The sequence below is a fragment of the Vibrio sp. AND4 genome (assembly GCF_000171815.1).
Taxonomy (GTDB): Bacteria; Pseudomonadota; Gammaproteobacteria; order Enterobacterales; family Vibrionaceae; genus Vibrio.
Map to the genome: position 1 here is coordinate 273,537 of NZ_ABGR01000003.1, position 21,818 is coordinate 295,354.

Sequence of the window (21,818 nt, forward strand, 5' to 3'; positions counted from 1 at the left end):
CAAATGCTAAAAAATGAGGTATTCATGAATAAATTATCAATGTCGAGTAGGCGCACTTTTTTAAAGCAAGCTGCCTCTGCGCCTGTTGTGCTTTCTTCTTTGACACCAGCGGGTAAAGCCATTGGAGGTATGACAGCGCCCTCACTAAAGAACAGTAAATTATCTGCCAACCCATTGGGGTTTAACGGTGAACGTCGCGACCCTGTGACTGGATGTTACCATTTGGGTAACGGCTATCGTATGTATAACCCTCGCTTGATGCGTTTTCATGCATGTGACAGCATGAGCCCGTTTGGTAAAGGAGGAATTAACAGCTATGCCTATTGTTTAGGGGACCCTGTAAATCAGTCCGATCCCAGTGGTCATTTTGCTATTATAGCGAGTGCTATAAGCGCAGCAGTGGCTTCAGCCATCGCGAGCGCACAGAGTATTGCAACAGGTGCGGCAATAGGAGCAGCAGTGGGAGGGGCCATTGCTGTTACGAGCGAGGGAATTCAGACGGCGATTGATCCTACTCATGACTTTAATTGGGCGCAAGTAGGTATAGGCATCGCTTTGGGTGCGATAGGCGGTGCTTTTGGTGCCGCAGCGCAAGGGGCCAAAGCGACCACCAAAGGTTTATTGGCAGTGGGTGATGCACTGACCTCCGGAACGGCTGACTTTGGTCTAAGTGTCGCGACAGGCACACCAGTGAAAGAGGCAGGAATCAACGCCGCATTAGGTGCGGTTATCGGTCTGGCAAGTGCTGGTGCTGGGGCTAGGGCTGGGGCTAGGGCTGGGGCTGGGGCTAGGGCTGGGGCTAGGGCTGGGGCTGAGGCTGGAATGATGTCCAATAAAGTAAGACCTAAGAAGCGTAATTATTGGTCTCAGATTGATATTGGTGATGATCGTTACTTATGGGTAGTTAACAAAGGTACAGATGTTTACGATGTAAAAAACAACCCTATAGCAAGTATAGCGAGAAGAAATTCAAATTCTGATGTTCATATCCTCTCAGGTGTTCATGGCTTTAAGAGTGGCCGAAACTGGTTGAAGGAGATGCGAAGTCCACGTTTAAATGATTATGAGCTTTACAAAGAGGATTTAAGATTTGTACATAATGTTGGAAATCGAAACGTATATGTGCACGATCTCCATAGTTCATTCAATTACCCTTATACAAGGAAAGATTTGAATAACGCTCATAAAAGGCCTGGCCACTATGTTCATGCATATTGTTATAGCCGTAGGGATGAGGAATTAATTAGGAGATTTAATTTGTAACCCATTATATAGCTCTGTGTAACTGTCGGGGTTACATGCATTCAGTGAGTCGGTCTTCGAACATAATCATAAAGCGGTTTAGTGCTTGTCGCCAGTTTCTAACCGGCACCGTCCACTTCTTGGAAGCATCTTGGATTGCCAGGTAGATCACCTTCCTAGCGGATTCATCCGCTAGGGAAGGCTTGCGCTTCTTAATCGCTTTTCTAATAACGCTGTTGGGAGATCCAATGGCGTTAGTTGTGTAAATGGCTAGATCAATACCCTCTCACCCGATTATAACCAACCTCTATGAGCCCAAAGACCGTTTGACGCATCTCATCTTTGATCATTATCGGTTCGTATTGAATTGCTTCCACTTTCGTAGAATGGAAGAAGCTCTCAACACAAGCATTGTCCCAGCAATTTCCTTTCCTACTCATACTTTGTTTTAGATTATAATCAGATATGAGGTCTTGATAATCATTCGAGCAATACTGTCTACCACGTTAACCCAGTGTCCAAAGTTATTGGTGAGGATCACTTTTATCTCTACGCCCTCTGCGATCAGACCAACGCCCAAGTCATTACCCAAACTGACAATTGCGTTTAGTACTGATGAGTTAACACTCTCTAACCCAATATGACCGGGGACCTTAAGAATCGTTTCTATTTTGAATTTTTTAATTCGCCTTAGACTTACTGTGATTGTTTAGGGTATTTGGCAATTTGACGTTACAGAACAACCAACTGTAAGCAATACAACCAATCACTCATTAACCGTGGCTCTTTAACCTTTTGGATTGATGAAGAGGCGATAAGCGGGTGGCCGCAAAGAAAACAGAATAAGCGCGGGAGGCCGCGTCGGTTCAGTGATTTAGCTATCACGATAGCACTCATGGTGAAACTTACACGATGATAAAAGCGTTGAACAAGCTTATTAGGTTAGGTACACCTGAAACCTGTCGTATTGACTAAGAAATATGCGAAACAGGGTTACTCTATCCCTAAATTTAATTACGCAATAAAGCCTATTTTAGCTTCAATTACAATTTATGGAGAGTACTCGCGCACGAACAAGAATGGCAAGAAATTGCAAAGTTATAGTCAGATTCGTGCGTACTAGTGGAAATAGAGTGGCTTCAGTATCAAGATGAAAAAGATGCATGAAATAAATCTTTTATGCGCTCTAATAGACATTGGTAGATGTCACCAGAGATATCTCGCCTGCTGACCAAAACAAGCCCTGTAGACCAATGTTGATTCAGAAAATCTGCATTTAACATTTTAATATTGGGGTGATTCTCAACAGTATTAATTGAAGGCAAGTAAGCCCAGCCATCTTTCTCAATAAACTTAACCACCAAATCAATACCGTTTAGAACAACTTGACGTCCGGAGTAAGAAGCTCGTTCCCCAATACCCGACTCATAAAAGCTTTGAAGTACGTACCTCGTGCTATCAAGTAAGTCTTCAAAGTTTATAGAGCCAAGATCTTGCAGCGGGGAGTCAACAGCTGTGAATATTTTCCCTTTTATTTCTCCTAGATAACAAGCCGTCAGCCCAGCCGGAGGGAGAAGATTATTAGCTTGATCATTTTTTAGTATTAAGGCTGCATCCAAACTTTTTTCATTAACCTCATTCAGTGCCTCTGGTCTATTACGATAAATCCAATCAACTGTCGCATTAGGATATTTCTCTTTAAGTGCAGCACTGACATCAACAATAAATTCATTACATATATTCATATCAATACCGATACGAAAGTGATGCTGTTCGTGTAATGACAAGGAGTCTGAAACCATCTGAAACCCATGCGCTTGTTTTACCAAGGAGCGAGCCCAACGTAACAGTATTGCCCCTTCCTTTGTCATGGTTAATTTATTACCACTTCGAGCAAATAACTCGGTATCCAAAGCAATTTCAAGATTGCTAACATGCTCACTGATCGTTGTTCTGTCTTTACGAATAACACGTGCGGCTTTAGAAAATGAGCCATGTTCAGCCACAGTAGAGAACGACATCAATTGTTCTAAAGTATATTGGATTATCATCAATACAGTCCCCATTAAAAAGTAAGTAGTCGTAAACTAAAACCGTAAATTTTGTCAACGCTTTATCTATATCGCTTAGTGCAAAGGATGAGTCTGGCGAGCATTATAACAACAAGAATCCAAAGGCCGTTTATGAGCTAAAAACTGGATGTAGTCTCTATAATTAAAACCTAAGAAAAAAATAAACTTTTACATTATTGGAAGGTTTTGTATAAACATCAACGATATTATCGAGGAAACGATAGACCAGTCGCATGAAAGAAATAAAACTGGCGCTAAAAGAGAGGCGTTGAACGCTTTTATTTTCTCTTCAAGTATTAAATTATCCATAAAAAAAGACTCCGAATAGGAGCCTTCGTGGTTTCAACTGGAAAAGCAACTGTCTGTGTTTACTGACTGGCTTGCTGGCGTGCTTTAAGTTGCTTCAGTTGCTCTTGCTGTCGCTTTTCTAGCGTCGTTTTTTGTTCTGCTGTCAGCACATTGTAGACATCATGCTGTGCTTTTAACTGTGCTAATTGTGCTTTAAGCTGTTTTGCGTGGGCTTGTTTGATCAGTGTCGCCGCTTTCACTTCATCAAATGACGATGCTTTAATCAACATTTCGAACTGCTTTTCAATACCTTGGGCCGCTTTGGGGTCTTGTTCTTTCGACAGCTCACTGCTTAGTTTAATCTGGATTTCTTCGATCTTTGCTTGTTGCTCAGTCGTGATGCTTTCTAGACCAAATGGCTTTGGGGCCACAGGCTGCACTGGTGCAGGCTCTGCGAAAACATTGGCACTGCTCAGAATAAGAATTGTCGGCAATAGATAGCGTTTCATTGGGGAACCTCTTTACTTAAATTTGGAGTTATGTGAGACCGAGGCGATACAACATGGTTTCCTAAATCCAATCAATATGAGACTTTAGTTCACAAAACTGAGCCCGTAAAAAATATATCAGCGCCTTTAAGTGCTTACCGTTTAATATGAGATATGCGCCAATTAGTAAGGTATACATCACAAGTTAGGAAACGGTTGTTATCTACAAACCGTTAGTGAACGCCTTGCCACTCAATAAGCCGCCTCAAAGGCAAGGAAAAATTGTTAAATACCTGCGCGCTGACCTAAAGAACACTTAAATACGCGACATCGATCTTAATTTATTTTGATAACCGAAATATAATGTCGCTATCGATTAAACATTTTTATAAATATAAGAGTCAACGAAACCTTTATGCTTAAAAATCTATCTCTAAAGAACAAACTGGCGATCTCCGCCAGTGCTGCCATCATCCTCGGAGGAGTGCTGGTAGAAGGTCTGTCTTTTCGTAATTCTTTGCAACGACTTGATATTGATGTCGATCAACGCCTAGAAAGCACAAGCGCATCATACAATCAATACGTAAGCGACTGGTTATTATCAAAAGAACGCGCACTCACATCACTATCCCAAGAAGCTGAGAAATCCGCAATGGTGGCGCACCTAAAACAGGTCCGTGACTCCGCCGCGTTTGACAATGTTTTCCTTGCTTACCCAGACGGCTCTCAAGATAATGCAAATGCTGTTGTTCTCCCACCGGGCAACAATGACCCTCGCAAGTGGGGTTGGTACACCAACGCCATTGCAAACCCTTCTAAAGTTTTTATGGACAACCCAACAGTTGCTGCGGCAACTGGCGCACACGTGGTCTCTCTGGGTAAGGCGTTGCAACTTCATGGCCAAACAAGCGTGCTGGGTGCAGACGTAGAAATCGGTGATATTCTCAATAGCCTAAACCAAGTAATTCTGCCGGGTGAAGGTTACATGTTTATCGCCAACGAACAGGGCAATATATTTATCCATAACGACAGTAAATTACTCAATAAACCGGTGAGTAAGATGGGCTTAAGCAATAGTGACATCGTCGCAGCCGCTAGCTCAGGTCAGAAACGCACCATCTCTATTGATGGAAAAGACTTCGTCGTTTACGCCAAAGCCATTAAAGGCACCAAACTAACGACAGTAACTGTCCTGGATAACGACTCTTTAGTTGCTCCAATTTACGAGGCGGTTTGGGGGCAAATTATCGCAACTACGATTGTGGTCATCATCTGTGTCGCTTTATTTAGTCTTCTGTGTAACATCCTATTCCGTCCGCTTTGCAACGTTTCAGATGCCTTATCGCAAATTGCCAATGGTAGCGGTGATTTAACTCAGCGTATCAAAGTGGAAAACCGCGATGAAGTCGGTGAATTAGCAGAGAACTTCAACCAGTTCGTTGCTAGCCTTCAACAGCTTATCGGTCATATTCGTCATCAAGCAGAAAACTTAAATGATCAATCAGAGCTGAGCACCAAACGTGCAAACCAATCGGTTGAAGAATTGAATAATCAGCAACAAGAAATCACGCTAGTGGCAACCGCAGTGACAGAAATGGCTTGTGCGACACAAGAGATTGCCTCTCATGCAGAACAAACCGCAAAAGTGGCGCACGACTCTTCAGTAAGTACACAAAACGGCCACTCTTTGGTGGTGAACACCAAAGACTCGATCAACAACTTGTCTTCAGAAGTAAACCAAGCCAGCGGTGTGATCAGCGAGCTAAACCAACACGCTCAAGACATCAACACTGTGTTATCAACCATTCGCGATATTGCAGAGCAAACTAACCTGTTGGCATTGAATGCTGCGATTGAAGCGGCACGTGCAGGTGAACAAGGTCGTGGCTTTGCTGTGGTTGCCGATGAAGTTCGTGTTTTGTCGCAACGTACTCATACTTCGACAGAGGAAATCAAATCCACCATCGAGACACTACAACGCACTACACAACGCGCAGTCACCTTGATGGAGCGCAGTTCTGAATTGGCATTAGGCTCGGTAGAAGATGCCGACCGCGCATCTCAAGCCTTGGATGAAATCAACTCAGCAGTAGCGATGATCAGCGATATGGCGACCCAAATTGCGACCGCAGCAGAAGAGCAAACTCACGTAACGAACGAGATCACCCAAAACGTGACCTCTATTAAAGATGTCACGGATCACTTAGTAATCGGTGCAGACGAATCCAAGAATCAGTCATCGGTACTTAAATCCCAAGCCGCTGACCTCAACTCGAAAGTGGCGACGTTCAAACTGACGTAAATCTCATTTCACCCCCATCAATTCCAAACCCCGCACGTTGCGGGGTTTGTTGTTTCTCCCCTCGATAAATTGGCCTAAATTGACCCGAAAGCCTTAAAAACCCGTACATAAGAGCATGATAGACCTATCAACGCCCATAAGATTATCAGAGCGTGAGGTAGGTTGTAATTTCAGAGAAGCGGCTTTTCGACCTTGTTCAGGAACATTTGAAGGGGTGTGTATGAATCTTATGGACCTACCCAGAAAAAGGGGAAAATGGAATTTAGAACTGTGCAAACAAAGCGCGGCGAATTTCAAAACTCGCACAGCTTGGTGCGATGGATGCAAAGCGGCTTACAGCGCCGCTTATCGAAATGGCTGGCTGGATCAGTGCTGTGCCCACATGCAGCGTGTTGGCGTAAAGTGGACATATGACAAGTGCAAGCGCAGCGCCGCCCGATATAATTCGCGCTCAGAGTGGAATCATGGTTGCAAAAGTGCTTATCACGCTGCAAGAAAAAACGGTTGGATAGAAGATTGTTGCATCCATATGCTCCCTTCCCGTACAGGTAAAAAATGGACGCTTGAGACTTGTGCAGAAAACGCAAAGCAATACGATACTCGGTCCAATTGGCAGCGAGGGTGCAGCGGAGCTTACAATGCAGCTAATCGTAACGGATGGCTGGAAGAGTGCTGCGCGCACATGAAGTCAGTTGAACTGAAGTGGGACCTAGCCGCCTGTCTCAAAAGTGCACGTTCCTTTGACACACGAACGCAGTGGATCAGCGCCTGTAAAAGCGCTTACCAAGCAGCAAGAAATCGTGGCTGGCTAGAACAGTGCTGTGCTCACATGGGTGCACCAAGAACGCAAAAAAAATGGACGCTAGACGCCTGCGTCCGAAGCGCCAATGAATACAAAACCAGAACGGCATGGCAAGAAGGATGCAGCGGTGCCTATTTTGCTGCTCACAGGAACGATTGGATGAACCAGTGCTGCCAACACATGAGATCAGCACGAGCCAAATGGACGCTCAAAATCTGTAAAGGTAGCGCGTCATATTTTTCGACCAAAAAAGACTGGTTGCGCTGCTGCCGTGGGGCGTACAACGCTGCTCACCGTAACGGCTGGCTTAATGAGTGCTGCTCACACATGGCAAGGCCGAGACCGCAAGCCGCTTAGTGAAACGCCGACCTTGGCCTCAACACTCTTCCCTTAGTGCAACAGGCATTGACGGCAATAATCAAAAGTCGTTCTGATGTTACCAATGACGGCGGTGACAAGAAATGAGCGTAACAGAATGCTATACGCATCAAACTCATTCCAACACTTCTTGAACACTCGCCTTGCACTGACTACAATGACGCACTTTTTCTAGTGACTTCAAGGTCAAACAAAATGACAGAGACAGCTAAACCTGCACTACCAGATCGCCTGGCTGGTAACCCACGTAGCCCATTCTTCATTAAAGAATGTTTCGAGCACCAAATCGGTATTCGCATTAACGGCAAAGAGCGTACTGACGTAGAAGAATACTGCATCAGCGAAGGTTGGGTAAAAATTGCTTCTCCTAAAGCAAAAGACCGTTTCGGTAACCCGATGTTGGTTAAGCTAAAAGGTGAAGTTGAAGCGTATTACGTTTAAACCACCTTCAGTATGAGAAAAGCCTAAAACCCACATGCTTTAGGCTTTTTTTTATTTAATGTCCTGAACTGTGTTTCTTGTAACACTGCCCCCTTTTTTATTCCAAGCCCTTGTGCTGCGTTCTCACCACCACTGCCGTGCCCAACAGTGGCCATTTGCATCTGGGTAGCCTTGAATTGTTATCGCTTTCAAAAGTAATCAATCGCAATGCTTTAGACACCATTCTCTCCCTTTGTGTTGTCCGCTGCTGATTGGAGCTTATGTCGATATCACGCATCCCTAACCAAGTGGAAACTTTTTCCCCAATCAATCCACTCCACCAGCCATGGAGTACAATTGATTAAAAGCTGATGTATCTCTCTGTTTTTATCTGAATGTTGTTTAAAGTTTTTGTGGAGCGACCAAAGCAGTGGTTACGGAAAGAAGCCATGGCGACGGGTTAGTAAGGAGAGAAAATGGAAAGCCCTATTGTAAGACTCAAACACGCCAGTAAAAGCTTTGTCGATGGCAAAGAAACCCATCTCGTGTTGGAGGGTGTCGACTTCACCCTGAATACGGGTGTAAGCGCGGCATTGACGGGGGCCAGTGGCAGCGGCAAAAGTACACTACTTAACATCATCGCTGGTTTTGAGCCTCTCTCCGGCGGTGAATTATGGTTAAATGGCGATAACGCCGCAGCTTGGAAAGACCAGCAATGGAGCCGATTCCGTTATCAAGAACTTGGCGTTATCTTCCAGCAGTTCAACCTATTAACACCTCTTAACGTCAAGCAAAACATCGCCTTTCCTTTGCATTTGAATCAACAAAAATGGAGTGACTGGTGCGATCATTTGGTCGAAGCGTTAGGCATCTACCCACTACTTGATAGACATGTATCAGCGCTCTCTGGCGGCCAACAACAACGCGTCGCTATTGCTCGCGCACTCGCCCACAAACCTAGGCTTCTGCTTGCCGATGAACCCACCGGTAACCTGGACCAAAAAACTGGCTTGGCCGTAATGAAGTTATTACGTGAAATCACCACTCAAACCAATACCGCAGTGCTCTTAGTGACTCACAGTTCCGAGTGTGCTGAGTTTATGCAGACTCGTTGGTGTGTGAAAGATGGTCGTTTGCAAAACGGACTGACGCAAATTCAACGCGATGTAAATGAGCCACATCATGCAGCAAGCTAAGCTTTCAAACACCAAATTGGCACATACAGGACTCACACTCAGTCTGTTTGCGTCACATTATCGCCAAGCGCCCTTGCAAGCGGCAGCCATTCTGGTCGGTATCGTGCTGGCGGTGACCTTGTTTGTCGCGGTACAGGCCATCAACCTCAATGCCAAGCGCAGTTATATAGAAACCACGGAGCAACTCAGCGCTCAAGCTCAAATCCTTATTATTCCACCTGCAGGACAACACTATTTACCTGAATCGCTTTACTTCACTTTAAGACAAAGCGGACTCAGTGCTGCACTGCCTGTGATTGAAGGGCGAGTGAGGGATGAACAAGGGCGTCGCTGGTCAGTGCAAGGCAGCGAGTTAATTGCTGCTGTCTCTTCGCGCACTCGCTATTCAACCCATCATCAACAAAAGTCGTCAGATAGCCCGCAAAACGTCTCTTTATTCGACAGTGTACTGCCCTTACCTGAACTTTTAGCTGGGATGCCGATCGTGATGATGAGCCAATCCCAGCATCAAAACTTAGGCGAAGTAGAAACCTTAACTCTGGACGATACCCCAGTCAAAGTGGTCGTATTGCCTGACGAATGGCAATTAGGTAACCGAATGTTGATGGACATTGGTTTTGCCCAGCAATTGCTCAAGAAACAAGGACAGATCAGTTACATTGCGGTTTTCCATGTTGGCAACGACACCAGCATTATCTCAAACCAAGATTCGCAAGTTAAATGGCAGACTATTATTGGTGAGCAGGGGCAATGGATCATCAATAATCAAAGCGCTGACCTAGGCTCACTGACTGACAGCTTTCACCTCAACCTCACCGCGATGAGCTTACTCGCGTTTTTAGTTGGGCTGTTTATTGCTTACAATGGCGTAAAGTACAGCTTGCTAAAACGTAACCGGCTGTTAGTGCAAATCCAACAGTCGGGTGTTGCGCCAAGCATTGTACTCTCTGCCTTATTAGTCGAACTGACCATCCTGGTTACCATCGGCACTTCACTCGGTTTTGTTTTGGGCATGCAGCTTAGCCATTGGTTACATCCAACCGTTGCACTAACACTAGAGCAACTTTACGGTGCGACATTGTTGCCCGGTACTTGGCAGTGGCAATGGTGGGCGCAAGCGCTGTTACTCACTTTAGCTGCAACATTGCTGGCGTGTTGGCAACACTTTAAACAGCGAGTACGCCAGCCGCTGTCCTCTCACGGTGGTCTTTATCAAGCACCAGAAACCTCCAGCGAAAATCAATTGTTCTTGATTGGTATTGTATTGACGGCCCTCTCACTCGTAGGGCTGTGGCTGAGTGAACATCACCGCGTCACCATGGCATGGCTTGGCGTACTCGTGGTGTCGATTCCTCTGTATCTACCAAAAACACTTTGCGTATTAACGAATAAGTGTGAAAAGTACACCGATTCCGGTTTATTACAGTATCTTTTTGCGGAGCTACGTGAACTGATCTCTCCACTTTCTCTCGCCATGATGGCACTGCTACTCGCCGTGACTGCAAACATGGGGATGAATACCTTAGTTGGCAGCTTTGAATCGACGTTAAAACAGTGGCTGGAACAAAAATTACATGCCGATATCTACGTGAGCCCATCCCAAGGAGACATCGCCAAGGTGGAACACGCTTTAGAGCAGTTCGATAAAGTTGAGACGGTCTATAAGCAATACTATGTCGACGATAATCTGCAAGGCTTGCCGATTTTACTCGGCACCAAAGACAAGGACACCTTAGAGCAAACCATGGTGTTTAAGTCGCAGATTGATGACTTCTGGCCACGCTTTTATCAAGGAGAGTTGGTCGCCATCAGTGAACCGACTGCGATCAAGCTAGGTTTATCAAAGGGCAGCAAACTTAAAATTAATGCGATGCCAAATAAGACGCTGCGAGTCGGGGCCGTTTTCCATGATTATGGCTCACCCAATGGAGAGATCTTGCTAGCACCAAAATTATGGAGAGAAAGCGGGTTTACCGATCTACCGACGAGCCTCGGCATTAAAGTCTCTGGAGATCCGCAAATCGTCTACAACCAACTGCGCGAGCAACTGAATCTTCACCCAAGTCAGCTCTATGATCAAGCGCAAATCAAATCCATCGCGTTGGATATTTTCTCGCAAACTTTCGCCATTACTCGCGCACTCAACGGCGTGACTTTGATGGTCGCCGTGATTGGCTTGTTCAGTGCTTGCTTTATGTTACTCGACGCGCGCAAAGCCGCCATTGCAAGGCTGTATGCCCTTGGTGTTAATCGCCGTAAATTAATGACCATGGCAATCGGACAAATTGTCGCTCTGGTTACTTTTACTCTGGTTATTGCCCTGCCCCTTGGTGCCATGGTCGGCTATGTACTCACGGATATCGTCACCTTGCGCGCTTTTGGTTGGAGCTTAAATTACCTGTGGAATTGGGGGGATGCCCTTAACATTGCGGCAATTACCATCTTGGTGGCGGTAGTTGCAACCTTGACCCCGCTGTGGCGACTGGTCAATAAACCGGCCATTTCCAGTTTGCAAAGCGAGGTGTTGTGATGGTTCGATTAGCGAGCAAACATACTCTAATCATTAGCAGTTTATTGCTATTTGGCTGTGAAGATCCCCAACAAAAAAATATGGGCACACCAAGTATGGGAATGCTGCTTGGCGATGGAGACACAAACAGCGAGAGTAATCAATTCAAACCCGTCGTTGAGGGTGTTGAGCTCACCTTCCCAACCGACCATCAAGCGCACCCGAGTTTTCGTCACGAATGGTGGTATTTAACCGCCAATTTAACCAATGAAGACGGCAACCCACTCGGCATTCAATGGACCCAATTTCGCTTTGCTACTGCGCCACCAACTGGCGAGGGTGAAGAGAAGAAAAGCGCATGGCAAACTAAGCAAATTTACATGGCACACAGCGCGGTGACGACGGTTAATAAACACTACGCCGACGAAAAATGGTCTCGTGGTCAGGGCTCTCTAGCCGGCGTAGACACTTCACCGCTTCGGGTTTATCTCGATGATTGGCAATGGCGATCAACAACCGATGAGCTCTTCCCTGCCAATCTGAATGCCCGCTCTAAGCAGTTTAGTTATTCACTCACTCTTACCAGTAACGCACCTTATCAAAAACAAGGCAAGCAAGGATACAGCACCAAAAGTGCCGATGGGCAGGTGGCTTCGTATTACTATAGCCAACCTTTTATAGAGGTAACTGGCGAAGTCACTATCGATGGCAAAGCCCATCAGGTATCGGGCAAAGGATGGATAGACAGAGAGTGGAGCTCACAATTCTTGCTCGACTCACAACAGGGCTGGGATTGGTTTGCCTTGAGGCTAAATAATGAAACCAGTTTAGTGGTTTTTCAATTGCGTGACTCCAAAACTGGAGAGCCCAGCTATTCCAACGCAAAACTGATGCAGCAAGATGGTTCTGGCATTGCTATTGCTCAAAAAGACATCCGCCTAAACACACTCAAAACAACAGAAATACAAGGACGCAGCTATCCAACCGAGTGGCAAGTTTCGATTCCAAATCAAAAAATTGAGATTACCGTTACTGCACTCAACCCAAACGCCGAAATGCCGCTGTCAATACCTTATTGGGAAGGGCCAGTACACATTGAAGGCTCGCATCATGGTCGTGGCTATATGGAGCTCACAGGTTATTAAATAGATGAAGACAATAATTCGTGCCTACAGATACACTCGGTAGGCACGAACAAGTCATTTGCCTACACTAATCGAAAGTAAAGTTACCGACCACACTAAAATGATCCGACAGGTGCCATTGCCCCCACTGATCCTTATTGATTCGCTGTTTCAACTTCACCGTGTTGGTGTTCTTTGAAGCCCTGCGGTGCTCCAAACTCACAAAAACATAGTCAAGGAACTCAGACTTTTCACCTCCAGAATACTTAGCTAAGGCATAAGGGTTGATCTTCGGCTCAAAAGTGGCTTCGGTATAGCCCATATAAGCCGGAGGGTCGACCTCAAGCGTTGCCAACATCAGCAAATACTCTGAAAAGTCACTGTTTTTATCGATGTTGAAGTCACCGGCATAGATCACAGCTTCGTCATCAGGAATCTGCTTGGTTAGCATAAAGGTTCGTAATAGACCGAGCTGTAAGCGACGAAGCCTTTTCGCCTCTCGGGTATCAAACGATGCAAGGTGGGTATTAAAGATGTGGTATATCTCGCCATTTTTATCTATCTTGGTGTAAACAATTCCTTTATCAGCATAGCAATCTGTTCCTGCGCAATGATCAAAAACCAAAGCATCCGATTCTAGAATTGGGTAGCGGCTTAAGGTCACTACACCACCGTCATAAATTGCGTGACTGTCTCCCCCCACCACCTCAGTTCGGTAAGGGTATTCAGCACTCAAAGCGTCGAACATTGGCTCTCGATGTCTCGAAAACACTTCTTGCAACGCCAGCACATCGTAACCAGACAAGCTGTGCTCCATCATAGATGCACGAGTAAAAATGTTTGAAGATACGGAAGGAATCATCCAAATGTTATACGTCGCAACTTGCAAAGCATTATCTCGGCTCTCCACCTCTGCAATATCATGCTCAGCAATGACAAACTCAACATCATCAGGCCCGGCGACATAAAGCGCCTTAACACCAAACTCTGCATGACGCCCGTTATCGCGTTTCATCTCTGTCACATATGGTTCGTAATCGCGTTTCAATATGAAGTTTTTAAATCCATAATATAACTTCGTGCCCGCACCATGCCCTCTAAGACGAACCTGTGCTGCTGGCGTTCCCTGTTCTTCTACCCAACCTCCTCCTTCTTCACTCTGACGTTCGACATGTATGTAGTAGTCGTAGGTGGCACCATTTTCGATACCGTAGTACCGATTGAATTCCGCAACTTTAACACGCTCAAACGGCATAATTATGACTGGCTCAGAGGGCGCAGTATATTGGTTGCCATTTTCAACAGGGGCCGTTGTATCGACAACGAATTTGATGCGTATTGCTTCATTTGTTCGATTTATGTAATAAGCGGAAGTGGCCAGTGCTTGAAAGGTCATGACCCAAAATAAGATGGCGATAGTCAATGCTCTCATCATTAATATTCCTTACTAGTTGTTATACGTGGACTTTCAATTTCAACCTAAGCCCTATATGCAACAACGAGCAAACCAGAGAGAACAAAAATGTGCGGTGTAACTTAATTGTGACTCAATTGTTAAATTTATGTGATATTTTTTCAGAATGTGACTATTTATAACTCACTCAAAGCAGTTTTCTTGTTAAATTCAAAAGCCTCCAACGCTCAGCACAGGCTCATACCCCCTCAATAGCTATCATCAACAAACCCGACAGTGGTAAACTCGGTTTGTTACACACTGTGATTAAAAGGAAATGCGATGAACCCGATTATTGCGCTACTGAAAGAGAACAATATCAGCGATGAACAAATCAACGAGATATTTCAAACTCTGACGCAAAACCCACTAGCGGCAATGGCAACAATCAGCCAACTAGGTTTGCCACAAGACAAGCTACAAATGTTGATGGCGCAAGTCATGCAAAACCCTGCGCTAATCAAAGAAGCAGTCGATGAGTTAGGACTGGACTTCTCAAAGGTTGAAGAAGCAAAAGAGAAGCTTCAAAACCAAGTTGACTGAGTCGTAGTCATTCATGCTGAATATGGACAAGGCCGTTAACCCAAATACTCGGGTTAACGGCCTTTTTGTAATTGTGCTATTTATTCTCTAGTTCAACGGGCATTTCCAACACCGTTTACCTTTTAATATAATGACTTCACACACCAATAAAGTCTTCAATATTTTCGTGATCTTACTTCGTGTTTGATCATTCGCATTTATTCACTCAACTGAGTTGGGATTCATTTCACAGATTATTCATAAACCAGACTTAGACTGGCCCAATACATCGACTTAGTTCGAGCTATGACAGTTCGAGCGATAACAATAAGCACTATAAAAACTAATTTATACCGTACCTCTAGGATACCCCATGAAGAAGAACTTACTTGCTATTACTCTTGGTAGCGTGATTGCGCTGACGGCTGCCCCATACTCTATCGCAGCTAATGATGCTGCTGTCCAACCTTCCACCGATTACTCACAGATCGTCACCAAACGCCAGGTTGTCGACCAACTGCTCGATGACGCTGTAAAGGCATTTAAGTCGCCAGCGCGTATTTCACATGCTGGTTTTACCGCCAAAATGCCAAGTAACATGGAGATGGTTACCGACCGCTTGCTTGAAGCATACCAGCTTGAACCGTACCGTACTGACCTACTGATTTCTGCAGCTAATGCGCAGATCTACAACAAAAATGCACACCGCGCGATTGAACTGTTTGAACAAGCACTTTCCGTTGCACCAGATGATGTGGATTTACACGCTTACCTAGCAGTATGGCAACGCTTCGAAGGCAATCAATCGGAATCAGCGAAACACATGGCAATGCTCACTAAGCTTAATGCCGGTAAAGCAGCAGACATCCAGCGCATCTTTGACACCGTCGACCGCGTTGTCGCAACGCCACTGAAAGAAAAAGCCGATAAAGGCAAGCTGGATAACAAAGGCGCGATCATCACTCTCGGTTACGCACTTAACCCAGATGGTTCGATGCATCCAATCTTGATTGAGCGTTTGGAAACCACGCTAGCAATGGCGCAAGCGAACCCAGATGCGTTAATCGTATTGACGGGTGGCGTGCCAAAAAACCACAAAACTGAAGGCAAATTAATGGCAGATTGGCTGATTGAAAAAGGCATCAGCAAAGATCGCATCATCGAAGAAAACTACGCCACCAGCACAGTAGGTAACGCCCTATTCAGTAGCTACGCATTGGCACGTCATAATATCAAGCACGCGACCATTATTAGCTCAGCGAGTCACGTACGCCGTGGACAAACACTATTTGAGGTCGCAAGCTGGCAAACTGGTCCACAAGGCATCACTTTCGACACCGTAAGCTACCCAGACAAACCGCTGAAAGACTTAGCCAAAGCCAGCGATGGCGAACTGCTCGGTATTTACCGCGATGCGCTGCGAACTTATGGCATGTGGAGCTACCGCTCTTACCCACTAGAGTCACGTTAATTCACTAAGCCAGAAAGCCAAAGAGGCCGCTTTGATGCGGTCTCTTATCGAATTATTTGAGCATGACGCATGCGTCTTTTGTTTTGATTGCCACTCAGAATCACTGACACAAGGCCGTACTTAGCCAGAAAACAGCCTTCAGATCATTACCGATTTCTCTATTGCCACTTCGCATTCATCTTCAATAAAACCTATCAAAGCAAATTCACTTACATCGGACATGCCTATCACGTGAAATAGGAAATAGCTATCAATAGGATAGTTACAAGCGATTTTCCTTAAACACACTCCGATGAGAATATACTTTCCGAAAGCAACAACAGCTCAGCTTAAAACATTCAAAGGAAAGTAAATTATGATTAATACTCAAATCAAACCATTTGCAGCTACCGCGTACAAAAACGGCGAATTTGTTGAAGTAACTGAACAAGACGTTCTAGGTAAATGGGCAGTATTCTTCTTCTACCCAGCAGACTTTACGTTTGTCTGTCCAACAGAACTGGGCGACCTAGCAGACCACTATGAAGAGCTACAAAAACGTGGCGTAGAAGTTTACTCAGTATCAACTGACACACACTTCACTCACAAAGCATGGCACGACAGCTCAGACACAATCGGTAAAATTCAGTACTACATGCTTGGCGACCAAACAGGCAACATCACAAACAACTTCGGTGTGATGCGTGAGGGCCAAGGTCTTGCAGACCGCGCAACCTTCCTAATCGACCCAGAAGGTACTATCCAAACAATGGAAATCACTGCTGAAGGTATCGGTCGTGACGCAGAAGACCTACTACGCAAAGTGAAAGCAGCTCAGTACGTGGCAGCGCACCCAGGCGAAGTTTGCCCAGCGAAATGGAAAGAAGGTGAAGAAACACTAGCGCCATCACTAGACCTAGTTGGCAAAATCTAAGTCATTGAAATTTAGTTCTAATCAGTCCCCGATTTCCTTCTCTGATTAGAACTGAATGAGAGAGCACTTCAGGTTAGATACCTTGACGACCTTCTGCCTGATTTGCTCTCTCCCCCTCAGGTTTTATCTACAGTAACCATTTAATTAAGGTAGTAACAACTATGTTAGACCAAGCGATCCAACAACAACTCAAACAATATCTGGCTAATGTAAAAGAAGACGTTCGTTTAGTGGTTAGTCTAGATGAAAGCAAAGCATCGAATGACATTTTGTCTCTAGCGAACCAAATCGCAGAGATGAGCGACCTAATCACCGTTGAACGTGACGATAACGCAAGCGCACGTAAACCAGTGATGGCGGTAACTAACCCAGCAAAAGGCACAGCACTGCGCTTTGCAGGCTTGCCAATGGGTCACGAATTTACCTCTCTAGTATTGGCGCTGCTTCACTCTGGCGGTCACCCAATCAAACTAGAAGCTGAAGTGATTGAGCAAATCGCAGCACTAGACAAAGATCTAGACGTAGAAATCTTCATTTCACTGTCGTGTCAAAACTGTCCGGACGTGGTTCAAGCGTTCAACATGATGGCGGCGATCAACCCGAGAGTAAAAGCAACCATGATCGATGGTGGCTTGTTCCAAGATGAAGTGAAACAACGCGACATCATGGCCGTACCAAGCGTATTCGTGAACGGTGAGCTATTCGGTCAAGGCCGTATGTCTCTGACTGAAATCCTAAACAAAGTGGATGACAGTGCGAGCGAAAAAGCGGCGAAAGCACTGAGTGAAAAAGACCCATACGACGTACTGGTTGTCGGTGGTGGTCCTGGTGGTAGCGCAGCTGCTCTATACGCCGCCCGTAAAGGTATTCGCACTGGCGTTGTTGCTAAACGCTTTGGTGGTCAGGTGATGGACACTATGGCAATTGAGAACTTCATTTCGGTAAAACGCACTGAGGGTCCAAAATTGGCCACTGACCTAGCAGAACACCTAAAAGAATACGACGTAGATGTTGTGACTGAGCAACAAGCTGAGAAGCTAATGGGCGCAGCACACACAGAAGACGGTTTGATTCACATCCAACTTGAAAGCGGCGCAACGCTAAAGAGTAAGAGTGTCATCCTAAGCCCTGGTGCACGCTGGCGTGAAATGAACGTTCCGGGTGAGCAAGAGTACCGAAACAAAGGCGTCGCGTACTGCCCGCACTGTGACGGTCCACTGTTCAAAGGCAAGAAAACCGCGGTTATCGGTGGTGGTAACTCAGGCATCGAAGCGGCTATCGACCTTGCTGGTATCGTGGAACACGTAACGGTTCTTGAATTCGCAAACGTACTGCGTGCAGACCAAGTGCTTATCGACAAAGCGAACTCGCTACCAAACGTAGACATCATCACAATGGCGCAAACCACAGAAGTCGTGGGCGATGGTACTCGCGTAACCAGCTTGAAGTACAAAGACCGCAACACAGATGAAATCAAAGAGATCGAACTGTCAGGTATCTTTGTTCAAATCGGTCTAGTACCAAACACAGAATGGCTAAAAGATTCAGAAGTCGCCCGATCTGAGCGCGGCGAGATTGAGGTCGGTAGCCGTGGCGATACTAGCCTAGAAGGAGTGTTCGCAGCCGGTGACGCCACAACCGTTCCTTACAAACAGATCATCATTGCGATGGGTGAAGGTGCAAAAGCAAGTTTAGGCGCATTTGACTACCTAATCCGTAAGCAAGGTTAATCTCCACCCTCTTTAACACAAAGCCTTTGCCAGCAGGTATAAACTGCTGGCTTTTTTGGTTTTTGGGGACGATAAAGTGATCAAAGTACCTTTACTGCATCTACATCTACTTTTGTTCCAGAGATGCTCTTATCTATCTCGCCCATGATTTGAACGTTAGTGGTTGGCGTTGCTGATTGTCCAAACCACTTATCATGATCAATTTCCACCGTAATTTCACCTGTCGAATCTGAAAATAGGTACATTTCACCGCCAAGTGAGGCTTTAATATTACCTGTCAAAGTAACAGGCATATCGTCACTGAACATTCCAGAATCAAGTACTTGCTTTACGGAAGTTATGCCTTGGGTTGGTCCAGAAAATCCAGACTGAGCCGCTGCACTATTACCAGTGAAACCTTGTGCAAAAACACTGCTAGAAGCAACAAGGGCGAACGTAGTGATTAAAAGTTTTGTTTTCATTATTAATTCTCTATTTATATTAACGGAACGTACATTAGTTTTGCCGAGGTGGACACCAACCCCATTTAACCTATCTCTTTACCAAACTCGAAGGTCTCGACACATCGAGTTAGACAAAGAACAACTTGCTTTGTCATTACTGGTATTTCAGTTCAGACCATCAGCATGACAGCACACTTGAAGCAGATTATTAATCGCATGATGTGAAGCATTCGTGAAATGCAAAAGTGATTAAAGAACCTTAATTGCATCTACATCTACTTTGGTTCCAGAGATGTCTTTATCTATCTCACCCATGATTTGAACGTTAGTGGTTGGCGTTGCTGATTGCCCCCACCATTTATCATGATCAATTTCCACCGTGATTTGGCCTGTCGAGTCTGAAAATAGGTACATTTCACCACCCAGTGAGGCTTGAATGTGACCAGTCAGTGTAACAGGCATATCGTCACTGAACATTCCAGCATCAAGCACCTGCTTAACCGAAGAAATGCCTTGGGTTGGTCCTGAAAAGCCAGACTGAACCTGAACATTATTGCCTGTGAAACCTTGCGCAAAAGCACTGCTAGAAGCAACAAGGGCGAAAGTAGTGATTAAAAGTTTTGTTTTCATTATTGAGTCTCTGTTGTATCAATGACGCGAATATTAGTGCTGTAACTGTGAACGGAAACTGAATAATTTATTTATTTTTCTACTTTGTGTTTTCAGCTTTTTGAGATGGCGCGTGTTGATTGCATGACTGATAAACGCTGATAATGTGACGAAACAACGGGTTGGGAGAGCCAATATACTTAATCAAACGTACAACACTGTTTTTCATTCCCTGTGTTTTTTCATAAGTCGTTACACAACTGGAACTTTAAGACTTTACATCTTGCGCAAGGAGTAGAACACTGCACCCAATGTAAAATTAAGCGACATAGTAGAGTCAGTAGATTTATGAGTAACACCACAGTTAAAAAGTCGAATCCATTATTCGAGATCCTGTTTAACGTTATTATCCCTTCGTTCATCCTAATGAAATTTAGTGGAGAAGAGCATTTAGGTACAGTAATGGCGCTGGTTGTCGCCTTAATGTTCCCTTTGGTTTACGGCGGCATGGACCTTATCCGTAACAAGAAATTCAACTTTATATCTGCACTTGGCTTTATTAGCGTGCTGTTGACTGGCGGCATCGGATTGTTGGAGTTAGATACACGTTGGTTGGCGCTAAAAGAAGCGTTGATTCCAGGTTTGATTGGTATCACGGTATTGGGATCCACTTTTACCCGTTACCCACTTATGCAGAAAATAATATTGAACGACTCGGTTATTAACCTAGCACTGATCAAGGAGCGCTTAGAGCAAAATGGCAAAACTCGAGCGTTCGAACGCTGCTTGATGTCTTCTAACTACCTTTTTGCAAGTACCTTCGCTTTCTCATCTGCGATGAACTACTTCCTAGCGACTTGGATTGTGACTAGCCCAGCAGGCACAGCGGCTTTCAATGAAGAGCTCGGTAAACTAACACTATACAGCTACCCAATGATCGCTATCCCAAGCATGTTGATGATGTTTGGTATTTTCTATTACATCTGGCGCCAAGCTCGCGCAATGACATCATTAGAGACTGAGCAAATTTTTCACACTAAGTAACCCTTGTTCAATAATTTGAGATAGAAAGAACTCCGATTGTTAATGGTCAATAATTGTTAATGGCCAACAATCGGGGTTTATATTTTCGTTCTAATATCACCCAAAAGTTGACGGCTGGGCAAGGATCAAATTTTAAAATCTACAGTCCAATATAGCTCATCTTTTATCGCCTCATCTTCCTGTGTACTGCCACTCAAAAGCCTATACCCCAACTCTGTAGAGACATTCTTAGAAAAGCGATAGTTCAAGCCAGCCTGTCCGCCAATAACATAAAAGTCATTATTTCCGGAAATATCGGCATCTTGTGTTTTATAGCCCAAACTTACACCAGCAAAAGGATTCCATCTTCTTCTTGAATCTAATGTAAACATATAGTCGTAGGAACCAAGGTACTTATTTAACTGACTCTCGCGTGAGTAGGTGTAAGTTCCTAGAAATCTGTGAGTATCACGACTCATCACTCCGGCTCTCAATACATAAGTCTCTGAGCTAGAACCAATAATATGGTTATTATCCGCACTTAGGCCAGCACCAGCAATGAAATTAACACTTTTAGCATTAGAAAAAAAAGGAAGAATTAAAAGAGGCAATATTTTCTTATTCATAAACACCACAATAAAACAATGTTCGATTAATTGTAAATCCTAATTTCAACACACACAAAAATCAAAAATAGAGGTGTAACAATAAGTAAGGTTAAATTTTACATTCCATTCTCATGATTGATAAACTTAGAAAGTTACTATCAAAACAAACACAACTTATCATATTGATTTGCAAAAATTTTAAATAAAAAAACAAGATATAACGTG

General features: G+C 44.7%; 18 protein-coding genes and 3 pseudogenes. 13 read left to right on the forward strand and 8 right to left on the reverse strand.

The window, feature by feature from the left end; translation table 11 throughout:
• The first annotated feature begins 24 nt into the window (after positions 1-24).
• On the forward strand, positions 25-1,263 hold the full coding sequence (locus tag AND4_RS06410) for an RHS repeat-associated core domain-containing protein (protein ID WP_144017042.1): 1,239 nt from the start codon (positions 25-27) through the stop codon (positions 1,261-1,263).
• Between the two features lie 31 nt (positions 1,264-1,294).
• Here AND4_RS06410 and AND4_RS20445 read toward each other — a convergent pair.
• Positions 1,295-1,510: pseudogene (locus tag AND4_RS20445) on the reverse strand (IS256 family transposase); the annotation flags it as partial.
• 7 nt (positions 1,511-1,517) lie between these two features.
• Positions 1,518-1,748 (reverse strand): annotated as a pseudogene (locus AND4_RS19425) (IS3 family transposase); the annotation flags it as partial.
• A gap of 266 nt (positions 1,749-2,014) precedes the next feature.
• Here AND4_RS19425 and AND4_RS19430 point away from each other — a divergent pair.
• Positions 2,015-2,146, forward strand: a pseudogene (locus AND4_RS19430) (transposase); the annotation flags it as partial.
• 241 nt (positions 2,147-2,387) lie between these two features.
• On the opposite strand, the gene AND4_RS06415 reads toward AND4_RS19430, so the two are convergent.
• Together AND4_RS06415 and AND4_RS06420 are read right to left on the reverse strand one after the other, a co-directional pair.
• On the reverse strand, positions 2,388-3,293 hold the full coding sequence (locus AND4_RS06415; RefSeq protein WP_009842121.1) for a LysR family transcriptional regulator: 906 nt from the start codon (positions 3,291-3,293) through the stop codon (positions 2,388-2,390).
• Between the two features lie 389 nt (positions 3,294-3,682).
• Positions 3,683-4,111, reverse strand: coding sequence for a Spy/CpxP family protein refolding chaperone (locus tag AND4_RS06420; protein WP_009842122.1), 429 nt, complete (start codon positions 4,109-4,111; stop codon positions 3,683-3,685).
• A 394-nt stretch (positions 4,112-4,505) separates the two neighbouring features.
• Between AND4_RS06420 and AND4_RS06425 the strand changes: the two genes are divergently transcribed.
• The 6 genes from AND4_RS06425 to AND4_RS06450 all read left to right on the forward strand — a co-directional run bounded on the left by AND4_RS06425 (position 4,506) and on the right by AND4_RS06450 (position 12,842).
• On the forward strand, positions 4,506-6,392 hold the full coding sequence (locus AND4_RS06425; RefSeq protein WP_009842123.1) for a methyl-accepting chemotaxis protein: 1,887 nt from the start codon (positions 4,506-4,508) through the stop codon (positions 6,390-6,392).
• A gap of 220 nt (positions 6,393-6,612) precedes the next feature.
• Complete coding sequence (locus AND4_RS06430) at positions 6,613-7,551, forward strand: hypothetical protein (protein WP_009842124.1); 939 nt, start codon at positions 6,613-6,615, stop codon at positions 7,549-7,551.
• A 216-nt stretch (positions 7,552-7,767) separates the two neighbouring features.
• Positions 7,768-8,013 (forward strand): DUF3297 family protein, encoded by a 246-nt coding sequence (locus AND4_RS06435; RefSeq protein WP_009842126.1) that lies wholly within the window; start codon positions 7,768-7,770, stop codon positions 8,011-8,013.
• Positions 8,014-8,468: 455 nt separating this feature from the next.
• Positions 8,469-9,188: an ABC transporter ATP-binding protein gene (locus AND4_RS06440; RefSeq protein ID WP_009842128.1), complete on the forward strand. Its 720-nt coding sequence runs from the start codon at positions 8,469-8,471 to the stop codon at positions 9,186-9,188.
• Complete coding sequence (locus tag AND4_RS06445) at positions 9,175-11,718, forward strand: FtsX-like permease family protein (protein WP_009842129.1); 2,544 nt, start codon at positions 9,175-9,177, stop codon at positions 11,716-11,718. Before AND4_RS06440 ends, AND4_RS06445 begins: the two co-directional genes overlap by 14 nt.
• The gene (locus AND4_RS06450; protein WP_009842130.1) at positions 11,718-12,842 is read left to right on the forward strand and encodes a lipocalin-like domain-containing protein; all 1,125 of its coding nucleotides are present in this window, start codon (positions 11,718-11,720) and stop codon (positions 12,840-12,842) included. The genes AND4_RS06445 and AND4_RS06450 overlap by 1 nt, the downstream gene beginning before the upstream one ends.
• A 67-nt stretch (positions 12,843-12,909) precedes the next feature.
• Here the strand turns inward: AND4_RS06450 and AND4_RS06455 are convergent, their stop codons facing one another.
• Positions 12,910-14,256: a sphingomyelin phosphodiesterase gene (locus AND4_RS06455; protein ID WP_043991508.1), complete on the reverse strand. Its 1,347-nt coding sequence runs from the start codon at positions 14,254-14,256 to the stop codon at positions 12,910-12,912.
• Positions 14,257-14,556: 300 nt separating this feature from the next.
• On the opposite strand from AND4_RS06455, the gene AND4_RS06460 reads away from it, so the two are divergent.
• From AND4_RS06460 to ahpF, 4 genes are all read left to right on the forward strand, one after another.
• Complete coding sequence (locus AND4_RS06460) at positions 14,557-14,817, forward strand: DUF2999 family protein (protein WP_009842132.1); 261 nt, start codon at positions 14,557-14,559, stop codon at positions 14,815-14,817.
• 352 nt (positions 14,818-15,169) lie between these two features.
• Positions 15,170-16,267 (forward strand): YdcF family protein, encoded by a 1,098-nt coding sequence (locus AND4_RS06465; RefSeq protein WP_009842133.1) that lies wholly within the window; start codon positions 15,170-15,172, stop codon positions 16,265-16,267.
• Between the two features lie 355 nt (positions 16,268-16,622).
• Complete coding sequence (ahpC, locus tag AND4_RS06470) at positions 16,623-17,180, forward strand: alkyl hydroperoxide reductase subunit C (protein ID WP_009842134.1); 558 nt, start codon at positions 16,623-16,625, stop codon at positions 17,178-17,180.
• Positions 17,181-17,341: 161 nt separating this feature from the next.
• Positions 17,342-18,910 (forward strand): alkyl hydroperoxide reductase subunit F, encoded by a 1,569-nt coding sequence (gene ahpF, locus AND4_RS06475; protein WP_009842135.1) that lies wholly within the window; start codon positions 17,342-17,344, stop codon positions 18,908-18,910.
• A gap of 80 nt (positions 18,911-18,990) precedes the next feature.
• On the opposite strand, the gene AND4_RS06480 is transcribed toward ahpF, so the two are convergent.
• Positions 18,991-19,371 (reverse strand): NirD/YgiW/YdeI family stress tolerance protein, encoded by a 381-nt coding sequence (locus AND4_RS06480; RefSeq protein WP_009842136.1) that lies wholly within the window; start codon positions 19,369-19,371, stop codon positions 18,991-18,993.
• A gap of 231 nt (positions 19,372-19,602) precedes the next feature.
• Positions 19,603-19,983, reverse strand: coding sequence for a NirD/YgiW/YdeI family stress tolerance protein (locus tag AND4_RS06485; protein WP_009842137.1), 381 nt, complete (start codon positions 19,981-19,983; stop codon positions 19,603-19,605).
• A gap of 327 nt (positions 19,984-20,310) precedes the next feature.
• Between AND4_RS06485 and AND4_RS06490 the strand changes: the two genes are divergently transcribed.
• Positions 20,311-21,006 (forward strand): VC0807 family protein, encoded by a 696-nt coding sequence (locus AND4_RS06490; RefSeq protein WP_009842138.1) that lies wholly within the window; start codon positions 20,311-20,313, stop codon positions 21,004-21,006.
• Between the two features lie 125 nt (positions 21,007-21,131).
• Here the strand turns inward: AND4_RS06490 and AND4_RS06495 are convergent, their stop codons facing one another.
• Complete coding sequence (locus tag AND4_RS06495) at positions 21,132-21,611, reverse strand: hypothetical protein (RefSeq protein ID WP_009842139.1); 480 nt, start codon at positions 21,609-21,611, stop codon at positions 21,132-21,134.
• Between the last annotated feature and the right edge of the window lie 207 nt (positions 21,612-21,818).

What these genes read in the sequence shown, in the direction of transcription:
- AND4_RS06450 (WP_009842130.1), top strand. Translation starts at nt 11,718, where the DNA reads ATGGTTCGATTAGCGAGCAAACATACTCTAATCATTAGCAGTTTATTG.
- AND4_RS06455 (WP_043991508.1), bottom strand. Translation starts at nt 14,256, where the DNA reads ATGATGAGAGCATTGACTATCGCCATCTTATTTTGGGTCATGACCTTT.
- AND4_RS06465 (WP_009842133.1), top strand. Translation starts at nt 15,170, where the DNA reads ATGAAGAAGAACTTACTTGCTATTACTCTTGGTAGCGTGATTGCGCTG.
- AND4_RS06440 (WP_009842128.1), top strand. Translation starts at nt 8,469, where the DNA reads ATGGAAAGCCCTATTGTAAGACTCAAACACGCCAGTAAAAGCTTTGTC.
- AND4_RS06495 (WP_009842139.1), bottom strand. Translation starts at nt 21,611, where the DNA reads ATGAATAAGAAAATATTGCCTCTTTTAATTCTTCCTTTTTTTTCTAAT.
- AND4_RS06430 (WP_009842124.1), top strand. Translation starts at nt 6,613, where the DNA reads ATGAATCTTATGGACCTACCCAGAAAAAGGGGAAAATGGAATTTAGAA.
- AND4_RS06420 (WP_009842122.1), bottom strand. Translation starts at nt 4,111, where the DNA reads ATGAAACGCTATCTATTGCCGACAATTCTTATTCTGAGCAGTGCCAAT.
- AND4_RS06410 (WP_144017042.1), top strand. Translation starts at nt 25, where the DNA reads ATGAATAAATTATCAATGTCGAGTAGGCGCACTTTTTTAAAGCAAGCT.
- AND4_RS06445 (WP_009842129.1), top strand. Translation starts at nt 9,175, where the DNA reads ATGCAGCAAGCTAAGCTTTCAAACACCAAATTGGCACATACAGGACTC.
- AND4_RS06460 (WP_009842132.1), top strand. Translation starts at nt 14,557, where the DNA reads ATGAACCCGATTATTGCGCTACTGAAAGAGAACAATATCAGCGATGAA.
- AND4_RS06415 (WP_009842121.1), bottom strand. Translation starts at nt 3,293, where the DNA reads ATGATAATCCAATATACTTTAGAACAATTGATGTCGTTCTCTACTGTG.
- AND4_RS06435 (WP_009842126.1), top strand. Translation starts at nt 7,768, where the DNA reads ATGACAGAGACAGCTAAACCTGCACTACCAGATCGCCTGGCTGGTAAC.
- ahpF (WP_009842135.1), top strand. Translation starts at nt 17,342, where the DNA reads ATGTTAGACCAAGCGATCCAACAACAACTCAAACAATATCTGGCTAAT.
- AND4_RS06485 (WP_009842137.1), bottom strand. Translation starts at nt 19,983, where the DNA reads ATGAAAACAAAACTTTTAATCACTACTTTCGCCCTTGTTGCTTCTAGC.
- AND4_RS06490 (WP_009842138.1), top strand. Translation starts at nt 20,311, where the DNA reads ATGAGTAACACCACAGTTAAAAAGTCGAATCCATTATTCGAGATCCTG.
- ahpC (WP_009842134.1), top strand. Translation starts at nt 16,623, where the DNA reads ATGATTAATACTCAAATCAAACCATTTGCAGCTACCGCGTACAAAAAC.
- AND4_RS06480 (WP_009842136.1), bottom strand. Translation starts at nt 19,371, where the DNA reads ATGAAAACAAAACTTTTAATCACTACGTTCGCCCTTGTTGCTTCTAGC.
- AND4_RS06425 (WP_009842123.1), top strand. Translation starts at nt 4,506, where the DNA reads ATGCTTAAAAATCTATCTCTAAAGAACAAACTGGCGATCTCCGCCAGT.